The 19,228-nt window shown below is 67.8% G+C and carries 22 protein-coding genes; 4 read left to right on the plus strand and 18 right to left on the minus strand.

The features are described from left to right. Positions 1 to 24: 24 nt before the first annotated feature. From MF609_RS08495 to MF609_RS08515, 5 genes are read right to left on the minus strand one after another with little or no spacing between them, the layout of a single operon-like run. Positions 25 to 798, minus strand: coding sequence for a crotonase/enoyl-CoA hydratase family protein (locus MF609_RS08495; protein WP_242415873.1), 774 nt, complete (start codon positions 796 to 798; stop codon positions 25 to 27). Between the two features lie 31 nt (positions 799 to 829). Continuing rightward, positions 830 to 1,480, minus strand: a complete 651-nt coding sequence (locus MF609_RS08500) for a response regulator transcription factor (RefSeq protein ID WP_242415874.1) — start codon at positions 1,478 to 1,480, stop codon at positions 830 to 832. A 32-nt stretch (positions 1,481 to 1,512) separates the two neighbouring features. Continuing rightward, positions 1,513 to 2,421 carry a transposase gene (locus MF609_RS08505; RefSeq protein ID WP_242415875.1) on the minus strand — a complete coding sequence of 303 codons (909 nt, stop codon included), beginning with the start codon at positions 2,419 to 2,421 and terminating at the stop codon, positions 1,513 to 1,515. After that, complete coding sequence (locus tag MF609_RS08510) at positions 2,409 to 3,353, minus strand: hypothetical protein (RefSeq protein WP_242415876.1); 945 nt, start codon at positions 3,351 to 3,353, stop codon at positions 2,409 to 2,411. Before MF609_RS08510 ends, MF609_RS08505 begins: the two co-directional genes overlap by 13 nt. Position 3,354: 1 nt before the next feature. Continuing rightward, positions 3,355 to 3,516, minus strand: a complete 162-nt coding sequence (locus MF609_RS08515; protein ID WP_242415877.1) for a hypothetical protein — start codon at positions 3,514 to 3,516, stop codon at positions 3,355 to 3,357. Between the two features lie 134 nt (positions 3,517 to 3,650). Here MF609_RS08515 and MF609_RS08520 point away from each other — a divergent pair, with 134 nt between their 5' ends. The 3 genes from MF609_RS08520 (at position 3,651) to MF609_RS08530 (ending at position 7,366) form a co-directional block, all read left to right on the plus strand. Further along, positions 3,651 to 4,094 (plus strand): PaaI family thioesterase, encoded by a 444-nt coding sequence (locus MF609_RS08520; protein ID WP_242416015.1) that lies wholly within the window; start codon positions 3,651 to 3,653, stop codon positions 4,092 to 4,094. Continuing rightward, positions 4,091 to 4,468 carry a PaaI family thioesterase gene (locus MF609_RS08525; protein WP_242415878.1) on the plus strand — a complete coding sequence of 126 codons (378 nt, stop codon included), beginning with the start codon at positions 4,091 to 4,093 and terminating at the stop codon, positions 4,466 to 4,468. Before MF609_RS08520 ends, MF609_RS08525 begins: the two co-directional genes overlap by 4 nt. 99 nt (positions 4,469 to 4,567) lie before the next feature. Further along, entirely contained in the window at positions 4,568 to 7,366 is a 2,799-nt protein-coding gene (locus tag MF609_RS08530) for a TonB-dependent receptor (RefSeq protein ID WP_242415879.1), read from the plus strand. 102 nt (positions 7,367 to 7,468) lie between these two features. Here MF609_RS08530 and MF609_RS08535 read toward each other — a convergent pair whose 3' ends face one another. The 13 genes from MF609_RS08535 to flgB all read right to left on the minus strand — a co-directional run bounded on the left by MF609_RS08535 (position 7,469) and on the right by flgB (position 18,384). Further along, positions 7,469 to 8,455: a flagellar motor protein MotB gene (locus MF609_RS08535; RefSeq protein WP_242415880.1), complete on the minus strand. Its 987-nt coding sequence runs from the start codon at positions 8,453 to 8,455 to the stop codon at positions 7,469 to 7,471. A 3-nt stretch (positions 8,456 to 8,458) separates the two neighbouring features. Next, entirely contained in the window at positions 8,459 to 9,322 is an 864-nt protein-coding gene (gene motA, locus MF609_RS08540; protein WP_242415881.1) for a flagellar motor stator protein MotA, read from the minus strand. Positions 9,323 to 9,431: 109 nt separating this feature from the next. Continuing rightward, the gene (flgL, locus tag MF609_RS08545) at positions 9,432 to 10,517 is read right to left on the minus strand and encodes a flagellar hook-associated protein FlgL (protein WP_242415882.1); all 1,086 of its coding nucleotides are present in this window, start codon (positions 10,515 to 10,517) and stop codon (positions 9,432 to 9,434) included. A gap of 8 nt (positions 10,518 to 10,525) precedes the next feature. Beyond that, on the minus strand, positions 10,526 to 11,863 hold the full coding sequence (gene flgK, locus MF609_RS08550; protein ID WP_242415883.1) for a flagellar hook-associated protein FlgK: 1,338 nt from the start codon (positions 11,861 to 11,863) through the stop codon (positions 10,526 to 10,528). Beyond that, positions 11,860 to 12,219, minus strand: coding sequence for a rod-binding protein (locus MF609_RS08555; protein WP_242415884.1), 360 nt, complete (start codon positions 12,217 to 12,219; stop codon positions 11,860 to 11,862). The genes flgK and MF609_RS08555 overlap by 4 nt, the downstream gene beginning before the upstream one ends. After that, the gene (locus MF609_RS08560; protein WP_242415885.1) at positions 12,216 to 13,307 is read right to left on the minus strand and encodes a flagellar basal body P-ring protein FlgI; all 1,092 of its coding nucleotides are present in this window, start codon (positions 13,305 to 13,307) and stop codon (positions 12,216 to 12,218) included. The genes MF609_RS08555 and MF609_RS08560 overlap by 4 nt, the downstream gene beginning before the upstream one ends. An 8-nt stretch (positions 13,308 to 13,315) precedes the next feature. Continuing rightward, the gene (locus tag MF609_RS08565) at positions 13,316 to 13,981 is read right to left on the minus strand and encodes a flagellar basal body L-ring protein FlgH (RefSeq protein ID WP_242415886.1); all 666 of its coding nucleotides are present in this window, start codon (positions 13,979 to 13,981) and stop codon (positions 13,316 to 13,318) included. A 4-nt stretch (positions 13,982 to 13,985) separates the two neighbouring features. Then, positions 13,986 to 14,774 carry a flagellar basal-body rod protein FlgG gene (gene flgG / locus MF609_RS08570; protein WP_242415887.1) on the minus strand — a complete coding sequence of 263 codons (789 nt, stop codon included), beginning with the start codon at positions 14,772 to 14,774 and terminating at the stop codon, positions 13,986 to 13,988. 12 nt (positions 14,775 to 14,786) lie between these two features. After that, positions 14,787 to 15,539, minus strand: coding sequence for a flagellar basal body rod protein FlgF (locus MF609_RS08575; RefSeq protein WP_242415888.1), 753 nt, complete (start codon positions 15,537 to 15,539; stop codon positions 14,787 to 14,789). A gap of 57 nt (positions 15,540 to 15,596) precedes the next feature. Further along, on the minus strand, positions 15,597 to 16,904 hold the full coding sequence (locus tag MF609_RS08580; RefSeq protein WP_242415889.1) for a flagellar hook protein FlgE: 1,308 nt from the start codon (positions 16,902 to 16,904) through the stop codon (positions 15,597 to 15,599). Between the two features lie 41 nt (positions 16,905 to 16,945). Next, positions 16,946 to 17,620, minus strand: a complete 675-nt coding sequence (locus tag MF609_RS08585) for a flagellar hook assembly protein FlgD (protein ID WP_242415890.1) — start codon at positions 17,618 to 17,620, stop codon at positions 16,946 to 16,948. 1 nt (position 17,621) lies between these two features. Continuing rightward, positions 17,622 to 18,029, minus strand: a complete 408-nt coding sequence (flgC, locus tag MF609_RS08590) for a flagellar basal body rod protein FlgC (protein WP_242415891.1) — start codon at positions 18,027 to 18,029, stop codon at positions 17,622 to 17,624. A gap of 4 nt (positions 18,030 to 18,033) precedes the next feature. After that, positions 18,034 to 18,384: a flagellar basal body rod protein FlgB gene (gene flgB / locus MF609_RS08595; protein WP_242415892.1), complete on the minus strand. Its 351-nt coding sequence runs from the start codon at positions 18,382 to 18,384 to the stop codon at positions 18,034 to 18,036. A gap of 190 nt (positions 18,385 to 18,574) precedes the next feature. On the opposite strand from flgB, the gene MF609_RS08600 reads away from it, so the two are divergent. Continuing rightward, a complete protein-coding gene (locus MF609_RS08600; protein WP_242415893.1) occupies positions 18,575 to 19,228 on the plus strand; it encodes a motility protein A in 654 nt (217 codons plus the stop codon).

Raw genomic sequence — 19,228 nt, forward strand, 5'->3', positions numbered from 1 at the left:
TTCGCGGGAATGACGATGCGCGGGTCAGTCCCGAAAAACGGCCGCTCGCCGCTCCATCCCCGCCCGCACTGCCTCGACCTGATTGGGCGTGCCGAGCAGCGCCTGTTGCTCGGCACTTTCCGCAGCGAGGATCGCCGCCGCATCGGCTTCGTCGGCAAGGTTCGCCATCCGCTTGGCGGCACGTACCGCGTCGGGGCTGCGGGCGGCGATAGCGCGGGCCAGCACCATCGCCGCGCCATGCGGATCGTCGGACAGCCGCGTCACGAACCCGGCCCGCAGCGCCTCTTCCGCCGTGAACTCGCGCGCGGAAAAGGCCAGTTCGCGCAGGATATCGCCGCGCACCTCGCGCCACAGCGCAAAGCCGGCCATGTCCGCGACCAGCCCCCATTTCGCCTCAAGCACCGCAAAGCGCGTATCGGGCGCGGCGATGCGCACATCGGCGCCGGCCATGATCTGCAGGCCCCCGCCGAACGCCAGCCCATGGACCGCCGTGATGACCGGCATCGGCAGCGTCCGCCAGCCCCACGCCACCTGCTGCACGCGATTGGCGATGCCGTGGGTGCGCGTCGCCAGATCCAGCCCCGCCGCGCCCGCCGCCATGCTGGCCATGTCCAGCCCGGCGCAGAAAGCCCGCCCCTCGCCCGACAGCACGACGCAGCGGGCCGAAGACGTGCGCAGCGTGTCGATCGCGTCGATCAGCGCATCGAACATCGCGGGGTCGATGGCGTTCATCTTGTCGCCGCGCGCCAGCCGCACCTCGGCGACGCCATCGACCATCGCAACCGTCACCCGAGTCATGCGGCATCCTCTTCCCGTTTTCTTTCGCGACCTATCTATCGGTCGCCGGTGCCGGAAGCCATGGCGGATCGCCCAGCCGATAGCCGCGCCCGCGATCGGTGTGCAGCAGTGGCGGTCCGGCCGCGTCCAGCTTTGCACGCAGCCGTGACATCTGCACCTGTACGACATTGGTACCAGGATCGAAGGCGCGGTCCCACACCCCGCGCAACAATGCCTCGCGCGAGATGGTGCTGCCCGCATGGTCGGCGAGATAGGCCAGCACCGCATATTCGCGCGGCAGCAGGTGCAGCGCCGCGCCGCCGCGCCATGCCCGGCGGGCGGCGCGGTCGATGGTCAGGTCGCCGATGGTGAGCATCCCGGCATGACGTGGCCCCCGCAACAATGCCAGCATCCGGGCGACGATCTCCACCGGGTGGGCGCGTTCCAGCACCGCATCGTCCGCGCCGGCGTCCAGCCCCTCGGCAAGCGCGGCGGCATCCTCGACCAGCAGCATCGCCCGCACCGATCGCTTGCCCGCGCGGACCATGTGCAGGCGACCCGATACGCACTGCTCGTGCCGGCGCCAGCGGGCGACGCGAACGGCGGCATGGGGTGCCTCGGCCAAGGTTTGCAGCGCGATACCGCGCCGCCGCGCCGGAACGACCAGCGCGGGCATCGGATCGAGGACGGCGACAAGCTGCATCGCCCGTACCTTAGCCGCGCGCGCGCCGGCGGTTACGGCAACCCGGTCCGAACCGGATCGATCTGTTCGCGCAATTGTCGGGCATGGATCGCCACCCGCCGCGACGTGTCGCCCGAGGCCCGGTCGAGCGCTGCCGCGGGATCGGGTCCGAACCGCACCAGCGCGTCGGTCGCGGTGATCCGCATCCGCTCGCACGGATGATGGCGCGCAAAACCCTCGGCAAGGTCCAGCGCGCCGGGCAGGTCCACCCCCGCTGCCAGCGTCACGAGTATCTCGGCCGGCGTGGAGGTCAGCACCTGCGCGATCGTGTTGCCGCGAATGTCGAAGCGATACTGGTCGAGCCACGGCTGGGCCGCGTCATAGCCGAGGATGTTGAGCGACACCGAAAACGCATCGGGCGGCAGTTGGACATGCACGTCGTCGCGCATCCGGTACAGCAGCACCTTCCCCGGATCGAGCCGCGACCGCCCGACATGGCGCAGCCCCGCCACTTCGCCGACGACACCGTCGATCGCGCCGACATCATAGCGATAATCGTCGCTCCAATAGCCCGGCCCGTGATAGCCGACCGTCAGGAACGGGAAATTATGGTCGTGCGGCAGGTCGTAGAAATAGGCCCCCCGCCCGCCGGCCCGGAGTGCCCGATCCTGTGCCGCCGGCCAGAAATTCGCACGCAGCACGAACCGGCCATCGGGCGGACGCAGCAATAGGACCTGCGCGCCATAGGCATTACCATCGACCTGTCCCCGGCACCGCTGTTTCAGTTCGGCCAGCGCCAGTTCGCCGAGGAAGTGCCGGTTGCGCCCCAGCCGCGCGAGCGCGGGCCCGAGCGAGGCGAACGCCTCCTCGTCGCGCACATCGACCTTCGCCTCGGCGAGCAGCTCGACCAGATCGTCCAGCGTGATCGCATCGCCGCTGCCCGGATCAATCAACCGGGCCATGCCGCCTCCAGCCGCGCTTCGACCACCGGCACCATCGCGCTCGCCGCCGCGCGGACGTCCGGGTGGGGATCATCGGTCATCGTCCGCAACCGGGGCAGCGCGGCACGGGCATCGGCGGCGAGCCATTCGCGCATCGCGTCCCATCGGACGAAGAACGCCGGATCGTGCGACAGCGCATCGAACACCTCCGCATCCGCCTGCCCGAGTTCGCGCAGCAGCGTCAGCAACATCGAGCTGCGCGCCGCGCCATCGTCCAGCGTCGCCACCCGGACCAGCGTGCCGCTCCGCCGGTCATATTCGCGCATGAACGGCGCGGCCCCGTGGCGCAGCGTGATCGTCACCGACAGGATCGCCGCCGCCGGATCGGCGAGCAGCATCGCATCGGTCCGCCCGTCGATCCGCACCACCGCGCCATCGGCCAGCGGCTGCACGCCGATCGGCCGGGCGGGTTCGGCAATACCGCCATGCCACCCGGCATCGACCGGGTCGGCGCGCCATCGCCACAACCGCGCCTCACCCCCGCGCAGATACCGCGTCCACGACACCCGCCCGCCGACGACCACCGTATCGGGCATCGTCCGCGCGGCCGGGGCAAGGTGGTCGATCGCCGCCATCGTCACGCTCGCCGCCGGGGTTTCGGCCAGCACCATGCCGGTGCGCAGCGCGTCGCGCTGGCTCCTGAACGGCGGTTCAAACAACGGATCGTCCCGCAACCGGGCGATCCACGGAGTGAGCAGCGCCTCGACCCATCCGGCGTCATCCACCAGCGAACGCGCAGCGGCCTCTCCCTCGGCCAGCGTCGTCACATCGGCAAAGCGCGCGGTTACCGCCCGGACCGCCGCATCGTCGACCCACGCCCGACCGGCGGCCAGCGACCGAGTCCGCGCCGATGCGATCGCATCGCGCAACCGGTCGTCGATCGGTCTCCGCATCTCAGCTGGGGTTCGGATACATTTCGTACACCAGCATGGCGACGGCGATGATATATTCGAAGACTTGGTCGCCCGACGCCTCCGCGGCGCGGATCGCGCCGGTGGTCGCGACCTGCGTGCCCAGTTCGACGATGTCGGCCAGCGCCATGGTGACGATCGGCATATCCCGTTTCCCCCTGTTGCGACGTTCCTGCGCCGCGGCCGCGATCCTATGCCCCCATACTTGCCGGCCATAGTTACAAGGCTGTTATGATCGCGCGCTTCATTCCGCGTGCGTTCGGCCCTATGACGCTGGCGATGCGCGTCCCTCCCCCTTTGCCCGGTTTCGACCCGGCCCGTTTCTTCGCCGCCCGGCTCGACGGCCATGGGTCGCGGCTGGGCATCGGGTATCAGGCGCACGGGGCCGACTGGTGCGAGTTGCTGCTGCCGTTTCGCGACGACCTGATCGGCGATCCGGCGCGCGGGGTGCTGGCGTCGGGGCCGATCGTCACGCTGATGGACATGGCGACCAGCGTCGGCGTGTGGCTGCGGCGCGGGGCGTTCCTGCCCCATGCGACGCTCGACCTGCGGCTCGACTATCTGCGGCCGGCGACACCGGGGCGGACGGTCATCGGGCGCGGCGAATGCTACCGCGTGGCGCGGCAGGTCGCGTTCGTGCGCGGCATCGCCCATGACGGCGACCCGCAAGACCCGGTCGCGCATGTCGCGGGCACCTTCATGCTGCTGGACGTGGCGGCATGAGCATGTCGCCCTATGCCGACCTGCTCGGCCTGACCTTCGCCACCGATGCGCAGGGCAATCCGCTGGTGACGATGGAGTTCGGTCGCGACGTGCTGGGCCGGCCGGGCTTCGTCCATGGCGGCGCGATCGGCGGGATGCTCGAAATGGCCGCCTGGGCCGCGTTGCGCGCGGCGCTGGGTGAGGAAGAGACGGTCATCAAGCCGATCAACGTCACCATCGACTTCATGCGCGGCGGGCGCGAGCGCACGACCTTTGCCGCCGGAGAGGTCACCCGGCTGGGCACGCGCATCGCCAATGTCACCGCGACCGCGTGGCAGGACGATCGCGACCGCCCCATCGCCGCCGCCCGGCTGAACTATCTGCTGAAGCGCTGACCCCCCGGATATTTTCGCCGCCCGCGATAGTTGTGCGACATTTGGACCCTATTGCCCCTGTTCCCGCATCGTGGCGGGCAGGGTTTGGAAGGAATGCGCATGGCGCGGTGGACGTTACTGGTACTGGCCTTGGGAACCGCGCCGGCTGCACTGGCGGCACAGACGACCCCGACCGCCCCCACCGCCCAGACTCAGACGCCCGAGCCGGTCGAACCCGGATCGGGTGGGGCGGGCGGCACCGATACCGAAAGCGAGGCGGAAGAGATCGTCGTCACCGGCCGGCCGCCCCCCGGATCGGTACCCGGCGACATCAAGCCCGAGTTGCAGCTCTCCCCCGCCGACATCCGCTCCTATGGCGTCAGCTCGGTCGCGGAACTCGTCACCGAACTGGCCCCGCAGCTGCAATCGGTGCGTGGCGGGCAGCCGGTATTCCTGGTCAACGGTCGCCGTTCGGCCGGTTTCCAGGAAATCCGCGACCTGCCGACCGAAGCGATCCTGCGCGTCGACATCCTGCCGGAAGAAGTCGCGCTCAAATATGGCTATCGTTCGGACCAGAAGGTCATCAACTTCGTCCTGCGCCCGCGTTTCCGCAGCTATACCGGCGAATTGCAGGGCGGCGCGCCGACTGATGGCGGATCGAGCAATTTCGAGGCCGAGGGCGGTCTGGTCCGCATCGACCAGGACAAGCGGTTCAACCTGAACCTGCAAGCCGAAACCACGTCGAACCTGCTGGAGAGCGAACGCGGGATCATCCCGAACACGACCGGCATCCCGTTCGACCTGACCGGCAACGTCACCTCGACGGTCAGCGGCGCGCCGATCGATCCGGCGCTCACCGCGCTGGCCGGAACCCCGGTGATCGTTGCGGCTGTGCCGGGTGCCACGCCGACGCTGGCCGGGTTCGCCGCCGGCGCGAACGATCCGAACATCACCGACACGACCCCGTTCCGCACGCTGTCGGGTGCGGTCGACCGGTTTTCGGCGAACGGCGTCTATGCCCGCAGCATCTTCGGCAATGTCGCGGCGACGGTCACCACCCGCGTCGAACATACCCGCACCGAATCGCTCCTCGGCCTGCCAGGCGTGTCGCTCACGCTGCCGGGCAACACGCCCTTTTCCCCCTTTGCCAGCGACGTGATCGTCCGGCGCTATGGCGATACCGATCCACTAATGCGCAATGGCGAGACGACGACCGCCAATGCCGCGCTGGCGCTGAACGGCGATCTCGGCCGCTGGCGCTGGACGGTGAACGGCAATTACGACCGCACCGAAACCAGTACCCGCACCGAACGCGGCGTCGACGTGTCGGACATTCAGGCGGCGGTGACGGCGGGCACGTTCAGCCCGTTCGGCGATCTCGGCAACCTGATCCGCACCGCCGACCGCGCGAAATCGGTGTCGAGCGCGGCGGGGCTGAACGCGCTGGTCGCCGGATCGCCCTTCTCGCTGCCGGCCGGCGACGTCAGCACCAGCTTCCGCGTGGCCGCGACGACCACCGACTTCACCAGCGATTCGCTGCGCGCCGGTATCGCCAATTCGACCAATCTCGGCCGTGACAGCGGATCGATCCGCGCCAATATCGACCTGCCGATCGCCAATGCCGCGCGCGACGTGCTGTCGGCGCTCGGCCGCCTGTCGCTGAACGCCAATGCGGAGGTCGAGCAGCTGTCGGATTTCGGCACTCTCACCACGCTCGGCTATGGCGTCAACTGGCAGCCGATCACCGCGATCCGCCTGCTCGCCTCGGTCAGCCATGAGGAGAACGCCCCGACGCAGCAGCAGCTGGGCAATCCGCTCATCACCACGCCGTTCGTGCGCACCTTCGACTATGTGCGTGGTACCACGGTCGATGTCACGACGATCGGCGGCGGCAATCCCGACCTGGTGTCGAGCAACAGCCGCGTCCTGAAGCTGGGGCTGAACGTGAAGCCTTGGAGCGAGCGCGACGTTTCGCTGCAGTTCGACTATACCGACAGCCGGATCGACAATCCGATCCAGAGCTTTCCCGCGATCACCGCCGATATCCAGGCGGCATTCCCCGACCGGTTCGTGCGCGATGCCGATGGCGTGCTGTTGCGCGTCGACAACCGCCCGATCAATTTCGCCCGGGCGGACAGCAGCCAGCTGCGCTGGGGCATCAATTTCTCGAAACGGGTGACGACCGCCCGCTCGCGCCAGTTCGAAGCGATGCGGCAGGCGCGGATGGAACAGCGTCGCGCCGCGCGCGAAGCGGCCGAGGCGAACGGCGCGCCGCCCCCCGGTGACGCACCACCCCCGCCCCCGCCGGGCGAGGGACGCGGCCCGGGTGGCGAAGGCCGTGGCCCCGGTGGCGAGGGGCGCGGACCGGGTGGCGGACGCGGTTTCGGCGGCCCCGGCGGCGGGTTCGGAGGACGTGGCGGCGGTGGCGGCGGCGGCCGGATCTGGGCCAGCGTCTATCACACGGTCGCGCTGTCCAACACGATCCTGATCCGGCCCGGCCTGCCCGAACTGGACCTGCTGAACGGATCGGCGATCGGCGATACCGGCGGCCAGCCGCGCCATCAGGTGCAGTTCAACGGCGGCTATACCCGCGACGGCATCGGATCACGGCTGGTGGTCAACTGGCAGTCGGGGACCGAAGTCGATGGCGGCGCGACCGGATCGACGCAGCGGCTGAACTTCGGCAGCCTCGCCACGGTCGGCCTGCGCCTGTTCGCCGATCTGGGGCAGCAGCCGGGGCTGGTGCGGAACAATCGCTGGCTGCGGGGCACGCGGATCAGCCTGGGCGTCGACAATCTGTTCAACGCCCGCCAGCGCGTGACCGACGCCAACGGGGTCGTACCGATCAACTATCAGCCGGGCTATCTCGATCCCAATGGCCGGGTCGTGCGGCTGACCTTGCGCAAGCTGTTCTTCTGACGGGAAGCGGGACCCGCTCGCCGTTACCCCGGACCTGATCCGGGGTGACGGTAAAGAATGCGGCTGCCGGTTGGCGAACGGCTTCGGCTCACCGCCCCCTTCTCAATGCGCCGGATTCTCCCGCCCCGGCCGTGCCACGTCCGCCCTTTCCGCAGGGCCGCTGTCGATGCTCGCCATGCGCGACCCGCCAAAGCCTTCGGTCGCCTGATAGAGGAGCGTGATCGCCACGCGGCGGTTGCGCGGATCATAGGGGTCCTTGGCGATCATCGGTTCGCGGTCGGCCACGCCCTCGATCCGTTCGAAACGCCGCTCGCCCACCCCGCCCATCGCCAGCCGGCGGCGGGTCGCTTCCGCCCGGCCCGACGACAGCATCCAGTTGTTCATGTCCTGCGGCCGGCCATAGGCGACGGCGTCGGTATGGCCGCGGATCATGATCGTGTTGGGCAGGTCGCTGACCGTCTGCGCAATCAGCGTCATCAGCTTGGCCGCTTCGGGGGCGAGCGCCGTGGTGCCCAGCGCGAACATCGAATAATCGGCATTGTCGACCAGGTCGATGCGCACCCCGTCATGCGTCGGCACGAAACGGATGTTGCGTGACAGCTTGCGCAGTTCGGCATTGGCGGCCAGCTTGCGCTGCAGGTCGCGCTTGACCCGTTCGAACGCCTTCTTGTCCGACGCGGTGAGTTCGGCCTTGTTCTTCAACCGGCCCTTGTCGCCCGCCCCTTCCTTCGCACCGCCCGTGGAATCGGTCGGGATGGTCAGCGACCGGGTGCCGGTCTGCGCCGCGCGGTGGGGATAGCTGTCCTGGTCGACGATCGATTCGCCGCCGAACAGGCCGTTCGATCCTGCGGAACCCGCCTTCACCTCGACCAATGTCGGCGCGAAATAATCGGCCAGCCCCTTGCGCTGCTTCTCGGTCGTCGCACCCAGCAGCCACATCAGCAGGAAGAACGCCATCATCGCCGTCACGAAATCGGCATAGGCGACCTTCCACGCACCGCCGTGATGGCCGCCATGGCCCTCGGCGATGATCTTCTTGACGATGATGACGGGGGGCGGCTGGTTGTTGCCGTGCGGTGCCTTCGCCATGGATCAGCGTCCGCGCAGGCCGTCGAAGACTTCGGCGAAACCGGGCTGGTTGTGGTGCGGGATGCCCGAGCGCGCCGCTTCGATCACCAGCGGCTGCGGATGGCCGTGGAGCGAGGCGATGATGATCTGCTTGACGGTGTGATAGATGGCGGCATCGGCGTCGATCACCTGCTGCAACCGTCCGGCGAGCGGTCCGACCAGACCATAAGCCAGCAAAATGCCCAGGAACGTGCCGACCAGCGCCGACCCGATCATCCCGCCCAGGATCGAGGGCGGCTTGTCGATCGATCCCATGGTCTTCACCACGCCCAGCACGGCGGCGACGATGCCCAGTGCGGGCAGCGCGTCGGCCAGGCCCTGCAGCGTCGCCTGCGGCCCCTGCTCCTCGTGGTGATGGGTCTTGATCGCGTTGTCCATGACCTCCTCGACCGCATGGACGTCCAAGGTGCCCGACGACACGACGATCAGGCGCAGCGTATCGGCGATCAGGTTGACCAGCGTATGGTCCTTCATCAGGCGCGGATATTCGCTGAACACCGACGACGATTTCGGGTCCTCGACATGCGGCTCCAGCGCGATCGGCCCTTCGGCGCGCAGCATCTTCATCAGCTTCGACACCAGGAAGATCGCGTCGAGATAATCCTGCTTCTTGTACTTCGGCCCCTTGAGGACCTTCATGAAGCCGCCGCCCATCCCCTTCAGCTCGCGGCCCGAATTACCGATGATGAGCGCGCCGACCGCCGCGCCGCCGATGATGAGCATTTCGTGCGGCAGGGCGTGCAGCACGGGACCGAGATCGCCGCCGGTGAAGGCGAACCCGCCGAACACCATGGCGATAAGGACGACGAAGCCGATGGCCGGAAACATATGGCACTTGCCCCTGGGTTTACGAAATGGCGCCCCGCCGGTCGCGGCGCGTCATGTTGTCCCCCTTCTGCCCGACAGACGTCGAGAAATCGTTACCGCCTGCGGATCGTTACTTCAGGTAGTTGAACAGCGACAGGTTCGCGAGCTTGGAGATGGTCGCCTGGGTCGCGTTCAGGATGGTCAGCGTCTTCTGGAACTCGACCGTCATCGTCGCGATATCGACGTCCTCCAGCGAGCTGCGCGCCTCTTCGCGGTCGATGCCGACCGATTCGAGCTGGCTCGATTCGATCTCCAGCCGTGCGGCGCGGGCGCCGTTGGCGGCACGGGCGGCACCGATCTGCCCCTCTGCCGCGTCCAGCTTCTTGAGCGCGGAGCTGATCGCCAGCGCATATTTGCTGCGCGCGGCTTCCGCATCGAAGGGCGCGTTCGGATCGGTCGTTGCCGTGCCGCCGGCGGTGCCTCCGGTCGTCCCCCCGGTGGTGCCACCCGTGGTTCCCCCGGTCGTGGTGCCGCCCGCCGTGCCGCCGGCCGCGGTCGTACCGGGCGCGGTCAGCGGCATCTCCATCGCCGCCTTCAGGTCGTCGATCAGCTGGAAGATGTCCGTCGTGCCGGTCGCACCGCCGAAGACCCGGCTGCCGTCGATGCCCACCTGGATTTCGCTGGCATCGCCGATGCGGATACGCGCGGTCGACGCCACGTCCACCACCACGGCCCCGGTCGCATCGATGCCGGTATATTTGATGGCCCCGGTCGTGGCGTCCTTGGCAAAGGCCGCATCGCCCAGGCCGCCGAAGATGGCATGGCCGCGCACGTCGCTGATATTGGCCAGCGCCAGCAGCCCTTCGCGCAACTGCCCCAATTCGTTGGCGATCGACGTGCGATCCGCGTCGTTCAGCGTTTCGGTACCCGCGCGCGTCGCCAGTTCGCGCACGCGCACCAGCCGGTCGTCGACATTGCCGAGCGCGGTGTCCGCCTGCGCCAGCAGCCCGCGCGACAGGGTGATGTTCGCACGGTAGGCGGTGGCGTCGGCCTCTTCGCGCTTGATCCCGCCCAGCATCATCCAGGCGGTCGAATCCTGCGACGCGACGTTCAGCTTCTTCGTCGTCATCTCGGTCTGGAACCGGTTGAGGTCGGCGTTCAGCCGCGCCATCTGCGCAGCGGACCGGTTGTAGAAGCTGGCGGTGGATATCTGCATGATACGTCCTATCGGATCGCGAGAATCGCGTCGAACGTCTCGCGCGCGACCTGGATCACGCGGCTCGACGCCTGATATGCCTGCTGGAACCGCATCAGGTTGACCGCTTCCTGATCGAGGTTCACGCCCGACGCGGCATCGCGCATGTCGACCGCCGAATCGCGGATCGAACCCTGCGCCTCGGCCACCGTCTTGCGCGCGGCCAGCGCCGACCCGTTGGTCGATTGCAGCGCCGTGACCTTGGTCTCGAACGCGCCGGTGCGGCGGACCTCCGCCAGCACGGCCAGGTTGCCGCTGTCGCGCGGCCCCTTGCCGATGGTCGCCGCCGCGATCTTGGTCGGATCGTCGAACACGCGGGTGACGCGGCTGTTGGCGTCGATCGCGAACATGGCGTTGCCGGCGCCGGTATTGCCCTTGGCATCCTCGCCGCCCTCGAACGCCGCGTTGACGCCGCTGACGAAGTCCGCCGCCAGCTGCGCGACGCTGTCCCGCATCTCGTTGATGCGCTGTGCCCCGTCGACCATGCCCGCCGTCGACCCGCCGCGCGGGATGAGGATGGTTTCCTGCCCGTCACGGACCGCGCCGAACACCGGCAGGTTGCTGTTCTCGTCCCGCCAGGTGCGTACGACCGATGCCGTGATGCCATGGACCAGCGGTGGATTGTCGCCGGCCCCCGCCCGGACCGTGACCCGCCCGACCGCATCGAACTGGACGTCAATGTCGATCATCTCGCTCATCTCGTCGAGCATCCGGTCGCGCTGGTCGAGCAGCTGCATCTCACCGACCGAACCGCGCGCGACGCGCGCCAGCCCGTCGTTGATCCGGGCGAGCGAGGCGGCACCGTTCGAAATCTTTTCGGCGACGCTGGCGGCGGTCTGGTCGAGATTGGTCGACGCATCGTCCAGCGCCTTGATCGTGCCCGAAAACGACTGGGCGACGCTTTCCGCTTCCTCCAGCATCGCCCGGCGCGGGGCATCGGCCGACGGGTCGGACGACAGCGTGGTCGCCGTGTTGAAGAAGGCGGTCATGCGCGTGGTCAGCGCGCGGCTGCCCAGCGCATCCTCGATCCGCTGCATCCACACGATGCCGCCGTCGCTGCGCGATACGTCGGAGGTCGTCTGGCGGACATCTGCCGCTCGGAACGGGTCGGCGGAACGCGCGATACCGGCAACGGTCACGCCGCTGCCGGTCAGCTGGACCGCCGATCCGACGCCGATCTCGGCCAGCGAGGTCGTGCGGCGGACATAGCCGGGGGTGCCGGCGTTCGCGATGTTATCCGACGTGGTGGTCAGCGCCGACTGATAGGCCCTGACGCCGCTCGTGCCGATCGACAGCAGGTCGCTCATCCGCTCTTCCCTTCAGAGGGGTTAACGGCAGTTTGCGGTCCGGCTTGCGTCGAATTGGCGGTTTCCGCCGCGTTAACCCTCTGCGCCTTCGCCAGGAACTCGGTCATCGCCTTGCCGATGCCCAGCGGCGTCGACACGGCCATGTTCTCCGCGACCTTCTGATCCCACATGTCGCGGAACTGGGTACCGGCCTTGTTCTCGAACAGGCCGTCCGCCAGCTTCGCCTGGCGCATCGACTTCAGCATCATGCCGGTGAAGACCGATTCGAAGCGCTGGCCGGCGGCCTTCAGGTTCTTGTCGGTGCCGATGCGGCTGCTGTCGACCCCGATGCCGGTCGTCGCGCCGATCAGGCTCACAGGATCACCAGCTCGGCCTTGAGCGCGCCCGATTCCTTCAGCGCCTCGAGGATCGCGACCAGGTCGGCGGGCGATGCGCCGATGGCGTTGATCGCCTTCACCACATCGGCCAGCTTGGGGCCGGGTTCGAGCATGAACATCGGCTTGACCTCCTGCTCGACGGTCACGGCGCTCTTCTGTTCGACGGCGGTCTGGCCCTGGCTGAGCGGGGCCGGCTGGCTGATCCGCTGGTTCTCATCGATCTTCACGGTCAGCTTGCCGTGCGTCACCGCCGACGGCGACACCCGCACCGCCGAATTGATGACGACCGTGCCGGTCCGCGCGTTGACGATAACCCGTGCCGCCGTCTCGGCCGGCTGGACCGGCAAATTCTCGACCTCGCTCATCAGCATCGATCGCGTATCGGCCCCCGGCGCGGCGCGCATCGCCACCGACACCGCGTCGATCGCGGTGGCGGTGCCGGCACCGAAGCGGCGGTTGATCGCGCTGGCGACGTTCTGCGCGGTGGTGAAGTCGGCCTGTGCGAGGTTGAAGGTCAGCGTCGGCGCGGTGGCGAAACCGGTGTCGACCGTGCGTTCGACCGTCGCCCCGTCGGGGATGCGACCGGCCGAGGGAATGTTGACCACGATCTTGGAGCCGTCCGCCCCTTCGGCCCCCAGGCCGCCGACCGCGAGGTTGCCCTGCGCCATCGCATAGATCTGCCCATCGGCACCCATCAGCGGGGTCATCACCAGCGCGCCGCCGCGCAGCGACTTCGCCTTGCCCATCGAGGCGACGGTCACGTCGATCCGCTGACCGGGCTTGGCGAAGGCGGGCAGTTCGGCGGTAATCATCACCACCGCCGCGTTCTTCAGGCCGGGATTGACGCCCTGCGGCAGCTGCAACCCCATGCGCGACGTTATCGCCTTCACCGACTGCACGGTATATTCGAGATTGTCGTCACCGGTGCCGGGCAGGCCGACGACGATGCCGTAGCCGGTCAGCTGGTTGGAACGGATGCCCTGGAAGCGGCCGAGGTCCTTGACCCGTTCGGCGGCGGCGGGCTGGATCGCGAAAAGCGCGGCGAGAAGGGCGAGCAGGATGCGCATGGGCTGTCCTAGAACGGGCTGATGACTTGGAAGAAGCGGTTGAGCCACCCCTGCCGGCTGGCGCGGGCGACATCGCCCTTGCCGGTATAGGAAATGCGGGCATCGGCGACGCGGGTCGACGGGACCCGATTGTTCGCATCGACATCGGCCATGCGGACGATGCCCTTGATCGCGACGAATTCGTCGCCGCGGTTGAGCGTCACCTGCTTGCGGCCCTGCACCAGCATCGTGCCGTTGGAATAGACTTCGGCGATGGTCACCGACAATTCGCCCGACAGCGCATTGGTCTGGTCCGCCGTTCCGGTACCGCCGAAATTGCGCTTGCCCGATGCCGACGCGATGTTCGGATCGAACGACAGCGGCCCGGCCGATGGCGGGGTGATCCCGAAGCCGCCGCCGCTGTCGAGCTTCGACCCGGCCGATTTCGACGCGCTGGTGCGTTCGACCAGCACGATGGTCAGCGGGTCGCCGACCTTCTTGGCGCGCCAGCCTTCGTACAGCGCGGCATAGCCGTGATCCGCCTGGAAGATCGCACCGGTCGCGACGACGGTGGCCATCGGCGGTGCCGGACGCGACGCCGAATAATCCTCGGGCGGCGATTTCCTGCCGAACAGGGGGCGGGCAGTTGCCGGCATTGCCGCCAGCACGACCGCGGCGAGTGCGACCGCGCGCATGGCGTCAGATGTTCTGGTTGACATATTTCAGCATTTCGTCGGTGGCCGAGATCATCTTCGAATTGACCTCATAGGCGCGTTGCGTCTCGATCATGTCGACGAGTTCCTCGACGACGTTAACGTTCGACCCTTCCAGCATCCCCTGCCGGATGCGGGCACGGCCCTCGAGGCCGGCGACCCCGGTCTGCACCGCGCCCGATGCGCCGGTCTCGATCAGGAAATTGTCGCCGACCGGCTGCAGGCCTGCCGGATTGGCGAAGGTCGCCACCGGGATCTGGCCGATCTGCGTCGCCTCGGTCTGGTTCGGGATGGTCGCGCTGACCGTGCCGTCGCCGCCGATGGTGATCGAGGTCGCGCCTTCGGGCAGGGTGATGCCGGGCATCACCTGATAGCCTTCGGTCGTGACCAGCATTCCCTCGGGCGAGCGGCTGAAATTGCCGGCGCGGGTATAGCCGAGCTGGCCGCCGGGCAGCTGCACCTGGAAGAAGCCGTCCCCTTCCAGCGCCACGTCCAGCGTGTTGCCGGTCGACGACAGCGACCCCTGCGTCTGGATGCTGGCGGTCCCCTGAATCTTTACGCCGGTGCCGAGGTTCAGACCGGTGGCATAGCGCGATTCTGCGGTCGATGCGGCGCCCTGCGCGGTGACGATCTGATAGCTCAGCGCCTCGAACGAGGCGCGGTCGCGCTTGAACCCGGTCGTGTTGACGTTCGCCAGGTTGTTCGAGATGACACGCATCCGCGTGTCCTGCGCGTCCAGCCCGGTGCGGGCGATATGGAGTGCGGCATTGGCCATGGTGTCTTCCCCTTAACTCTGGACGCGCATCAGGTTGGCGGCGGACTCATCCATTTCCTTCGCCTGCTTGAGCATTCCCGCCTGTACTTCGTACGACCGCTGGTTCTCGATCATGTCGACCAGCGCCTGCGTCATGTTGACGTTCGACTGTTCGAGCGACCCCGAGCGGACCTTGGCAGTCATGTCGCCGGGCAGGACGCCGCCGCCGCGGACGTGCAGCAGGTTGTCGATGCCCTTGACCGTCTGGCTGCCGGCGGTGCTGGCAAGCTTGATCTGTCCGATTTCCTGGTCGGGCGTGCCCGCGGGCGCGCCCTGCGGCACGATCATCACGCGACCATCGGCGGTGATCGAGATCGACTGATAGGGCGGCACCGTGATCGGCCCGCCGGCACCCATGACCGGCAAGCGATCGCCGGTCTCCAGCGTGCCGGCGGCAGAAACCTGCAGGTCGCCGCGACGGGTATAGGCTTCGGTGCCATCCAGCCCCTGCACCGCCATCCAGCTGTCGCCTTCCATGGCGATGTCCAGCGGGCGGCCGGTGGCGAGGATCGCGCCGGCCCGGCGGTCCATGTCGCGCACTTCCTCCGAAGAGGGCGACCGGGTTTCGAGTTCGCCGTTCTTGCCCTTCAGCAACAGCTGCTCGAAATCGATCTTGTCCGCGCGATACCCGATCGTCGAGCCGTTCGCGATGTTGTTCGCGATCGTCGCCTGCGCGGCCATATGGCCACGCATCCCCGACATTGCGGTATAGACCAGCCGGTCCATCGAAACCTCCCAATGATGACCCCTGCTTCACAGCAAGGGTCATGCCAGTTTCAGCGGTTAGGCACGCAGGTCGAGGATCGACCGCGTGATCTGGTTCGAGGTGTCGAGCGCCTTCGAGTTCGCCTGGAAGTTGCGCTGCGCGGCAATCAGGCTGACCAGTTCCTCGGTGATGTCCACGTTCGATCCTTCGATCATGCCCGACATCAGCGACCCCGCGCCGTTTTCGCCCGAGCTGGCGAAGCTGGGATCGCCCGACAGGCCGGTCGCCTGCCAGTTGCTGTTGCCCATCTGGCGCAGACCCGCCGAGTTCGAGAAGTTGACGATCGCGACCTGGCCCAGCGCCTTGGTATCACCGTTCGAATAGCTGGCGGTGACCACGCCCTTTTCGTTGATCGTCACGCCCTGCAGCCGGCCGACCGCGACGCCGTCCTGCTTCTGCTCTTCCAGCTTGAACGGCTTCGTCGTCGCGGCGGTGGTGTTCGGGATGGTCAGCTTGATCTGCTGCTGCGCCACGCCGCTGGCCGGCATGAACGAATCGAAGGTCGTGACGACCGGGTTGGCGAGTGCGCCGTTGGCGTCGAACGTGATGGTGACCGGCTGCGTGCCCGGTACCGCCGGGGTCGTGCCGGTCGCCGGCGTGCCGCCGACCTCCATCGCCTTGTCGCCGACGAAGCTGTACGCCTGCCACGTGCTGGACAGGTCGGTCGGGTTGCCTGCCGGCGCCGTCGTGCGGACCATATAGGTGGTCATCGTCATCGGATTGCCCGCGCCGTCATAGACGACGGTCGTCAGCGCCTCGTTATAGCTGGTCGCGTCGAACCGGTTGAACGGCGTCGTTGCCGGCCGGACCGACCGGGCGTTGATGTTGAGGCTGAGGTCGACATTCTCGGTTCCCTTGGGCTTGCCCGAGGTTTCGTTCAGGACGAGGTCGGTCAGCGACCCGCGCGTCGTCGACACGACGTTGCCCGACCCGTCGACCGGATAGACCTGCAGCCGCGCGCCCTGCGCATCGGTCACGAACTGGTTGGAATCGACGCGCAGCGACCCGTTGCGGGTAAAGGTCAGGCCGTCCTTGGTCGGATCGGGCTTCAGCGCGAAGAAGCCGTCACCGGCGATCGCGATGTCGAGCGACGAGGACGACTGGACCAGATTGCCTTCGCCGAACTGCTGGCGATTGCCCTTCACCACGGTACCCGACCCGACCATCTGTGTCGGCGCGACCGACAGGTTGGATGCGATCACGTCGGCGAATTCGGCGCGGCTCTTCTTGAAGCCGGTGGTGCCGACGTTGGCGAGGTTGTGCGAGATCGACGCCATGTCGACCTGCGAGGCCTTCAGACCGGACAGCGAAGTGTAGAAGGACATGGGAGTTGCTCCTGCGAAAATTCAGATGAAAGGGTTTGGGATCAGGCGATCTTGCGAACGGTATCGGCCAGCACCTGCTGCCCGTCGGACAGCGTCAGCATCGGCTTGCCGCCATTGGGCATGACGGACGACACGCCGGCCCAGGCGAGGTTGCGCGCCTTCACGACCTGTCCGCTGGCATCGCTGGCAGCGACGCTGATGGTATAGGGGCCGGCGCCGGCGGCGGTGCCGTCATCGGTCTTGCCGTCCCATTGATAGTCGACCAGCCCGGCAGGCTGGCTGCCCAGCGAGACGGCACGGGCGAGATTGCCCGACGCGTCGCGAATCTCGACCTTCACCTGCGCGGCGTCCGCGTCCAGTTCGACCGCGCCGGTGACATTGCCCTTGGTATCGGCGGTCGCGGTCGCGCTGGCGGTCAGCACCGCCTTGCCGATCCACGACACCGCGTCGCTGGTCCCGCTGCCAGCCAGCCGGGCGGACAGCGTCTTGAGCGTCGAACTCATTTCGGTGATGCCCGACAGCGACGACATCTGCGCCATCTGTGCGACCATCTGGGTATTGTCGGTCGGATTGAACGGGTCCTGATATTGCAGCTGCGCGGTCATCAGGCGCAGGAAATCGTCCTGCCCCAGCGACCGCTGGCCGAGCTTCGCCTTGGCCGCGGCGTCGTTCGCGCCCTTGACCGTCGGGATATTCTGGATCGAAGTCGTGGTCATATCAGCGTCCCAGGCGGAGCGTTTCGGTGATGAGCGATTTGGCGGTCGACATCACCTCGACATTATTCTGATAGGTGCGCGCGGCATCGAGCATGTCGACCAGCTCGCGCGGTTCGTCGACGGCCGCTTCCCAGATATTGCCATCGGCATCGGCCAGCGGGTTGCCGGGGTCGTGGCGCTTGGACGGTGCCTCGCCCGCCGTCACCACCTGCGCCGCATCGACCGTCGCCAGGCCGCTCGCCGCATCGAAGGTGGTGCGGAATACCGGTTTCATCGTGCGATAGGCGCCCGCCTCGGTCGTCGATACCGCGCCGGCATTGGCGAGGTTCGATGCGGTCGTGTTCATCCGTATCATCTGCGCGGACATCGCGCGGCCCGATACTTCGAAAATGCTCATGGGTGCGGGCATGGGCTTATTCCCCCTTCAGCGCGCGGGTGATGGTGGAGATGCGACCGTTCAGGAATGCCAGCGTCGTCTGATACGCCACGGCATTCTCGGCAAAGGCGGTCTGTTCGGTGGTCAGTTCGACGGTATTGCCGTCGAGCGAGGGCTGGAGCGGACGGCGATAGAGCGTGTTGCTGTCGATCGAGCGATCGACATTGCCCCCCTGCTCGACGCCGGCCAGCGCCGCGCGGAAATCGACGTCCTTCGCCTTGAAGCCGGGCGTCGAGGCATTGGCGATGTTCGAGGCGAGCATCCCCATGCGCTGCGCCCGCAGCTGCAGCGCGGTGCCATGTATCCCGAACAGAGCGTTGTCGGCCATCGGACGATCCCAAAGTCGGCGCGCCGGATGCGCGTCACACGGGATCACAGCAAAGGGCGTGCCAGTTTCGGCGCCACCGGTCATCGAACGGCGAAACGGGGGCTTTGCCGCCCCGGACCGGCAAGCGGCAACCGCCCCCGGCAATCGCTTGCCGCCGCCAAACTGGCACCGTGCTTGCAGGGAAGCGGGCATGGACGCCGCCGTGCTTGCCCCCTATGCCGACCCCCTCGCCGCCGCCTTCGTGCTCGGCGGGACCATGGTCGCGCTGCTGATCCGTACCCCGCCGGGCGACCTTGGCCGCGCGGTCCGAGCGCTCGCGACGCTCGGCCGTCGCCCCTTTTCCGCCGAGGAGGGGCTGGACCAGATCGCGGCGCTGGGGCGCATCGCCAAGCGCCACGGCGTCATGACGCTCGACCGGTCGCGCATCGCCGATCCCGATATCGCCGATGCGATCGCCGCGATCGTCGACGGCATGGGGCCGGAGGGGGTCGCCGCGACGCTGCGCCATCGCAACGAAGCCCGTGCCGAACGCCATCTGGCCGCCGCCGATGTGTGGACCGCCATCGCCGAACTGGCGCCGGCGCTGGGCATGGTCGGCACGCTGGTCGGGCTGGTCAGGATGTTCATGGCGATGACCGATCCGACCACCATCGGACAGGCGATGGCCGTCGCCCTGCTGTCGACGCTCTACGGCGCGGTGCTGGCCGCGCTGGTCGGCATGCCGATCGCCGGGCGGCTGCGTCGCCTCGCCCGCGCCGAAGCATTCGAACGTGCCCGTTTCGAGGCACCTCTGGTCGCGCTCGCCAGACGCGAACGCCCACAATTCCGGGAGGCCGCAGAATGA

This window comes from Sphingomonas panni, assembly GCF_022664435.1.
In the GTDB taxonomy this organism is placed as follows: domain Bacteria; phylum Pseudomonadota; class Alphaproteobacteria; order Sphingomonadales; family Sphingomonadaceae; genus Sphingomonas; species Sphingomonas panni.

Bases quoted from the DNA above. Each gene is read 5' to 3' on its own strand.
- MF609_RS08600 (WP_242415893.1), top strand. From the start codon at position 18,575: ATGGACGCCGCCGTGCTTGCCCCCTATGCCGACCCCCTCGCCGCCGCC.
- MF609_RS08495 (WP_242415873.1), bottom strand. From the start codon at position 798: ATGACTCGGGTGACGGTTGCGATGGTCGATGGCGTCGCCGAGGTGCGG.
- flgB (WP_242415892.1), bottom strand. From the start codon at position 18,384: ATGGCCGACAACGCTCTGTTCGGGATACATGGCACCGCGCTGCAGCTG.
- MF609_RS08505 (WP_242415875.1), bottom strand. From the start codon at position 2,421: ATGGCCCGGTTGATTGATCCGGGCAGCGGCGATGCGATCACGCTGGAC.
- MF609_RS08560 (WP_242415885.1), bottom strand. From the start codon at position 13,307: ATGCGCATCCTGCTCGCCCTTCTCGCCGCGCTTTTCGCGATCCAGCCC.
- MF609_RS08580 (WP_242415889.1), bottom strand. From the start codon at position 16,904: ATGTCCTTCTACACTTCGCTGTCCGGTCTGAAGGCCTCGCAGGTCGAC.
- MF609_RS08500 (WP_242415874.1), bottom strand. From the start codon at position 1,480: ATGCAGCTTGTCGCCGTCCTCGATCCGATGCCCGCGCTGGTCGTTCCG.
- MF609_RS08525 (WP_242415878.1), top strand. From the start codon at position 4,091: ATGAGCATGTCGCCCTATGCCGACCTGCTCGGCCTGACCTTCGCCACC.
- MF609_RS08510 (WP_242415876.1), bottom strand. From the start codon at position 3,353: ATGCGGAGACCGATCGACGACCGGTTGCGCGATGCGATCGCATCGGCG.
- MF609_RS08535 (WP_242415880.1), bottom strand. From the start codon at position 8,455: ATGGCGAAGGCACCGCACGGCAACAACCAGCCGCCCCCCGTCATCATC.
- motA (WP_242415881.1), bottom strand. From the start codon at position 9,322: ATGTTTCCGGCCATCGGCTTCGTCGTCCTTATCGCCATGGTGTTCGGC.
- MF609_RS08575 (WP_242415888.1), bottom strand. From the start codon at position 15,539: ATGGACCGGCTGGTCTATACCGCAATGTCGGGGATGCGTGGCCATATG.
- MF609_RS08520 (WP_242416015.1), top strand. From the start codon at position 3,651: ATGCGCGTCCCTCCCCCTTTGCCCGGTTTCGACCCGGCCCGTTTCTTC.
- MF609_RS08515 (WP_242415877.1), bottom strand. From the start codon at position 3,516: ATGCCGATCGTCACCATGGCGCTGGCCGACATCGTCGAACTGGGCACG.
- flgC (WP_242415891.1), bottom strand. From the start codon at position 18,029: ATGCCCGCACCCATGAGCATTTTCGAAGTATCGGGCCGCGCGATGTCC.
- MF609_RS08585 (WP_242415890.1), bottom strand. From the start codon at position 17,620: ATGACCACGACTTCGATCCAGAATATCCCGACGGTCAAGGGCGCGAAC.
- flgG (WP_242415887.1), bottom strand. From the start codon at position 14,774: ATGGCCAATGCCGCACTCCATATCGCCCGCACCGGGCTGGACGCGCAG.
- flgK (WP_242415883.1), bottom strand. From the start codon at position 11,863: ATGAGCGACCTGCTGTCGATCGGCACGAGCGGCGTCAGGGCCTATCAG.
- MF609_RS08565 (WP_242415886.1), bottom strand. From the start codon at position 13,981: ATGCGCGCGGTCGCACTCGCCGCGGTCGTGCTGGCGGCAATGCCGGCA.
- flgL (WP_242415882.1), bottom strand. From the start codon at position 10,517: ATGCAGATATCCACCGCCAGCTTCTACAACCGGTCCGCTGCGCAGATG.
- MF609_RS08530 (WP_242415879.1), top strand. From the start codon at position 4,568: ATGGCGCGGTGGACGTTACTGGTACTGGCCTTGGGAACCGCGCCGGCT.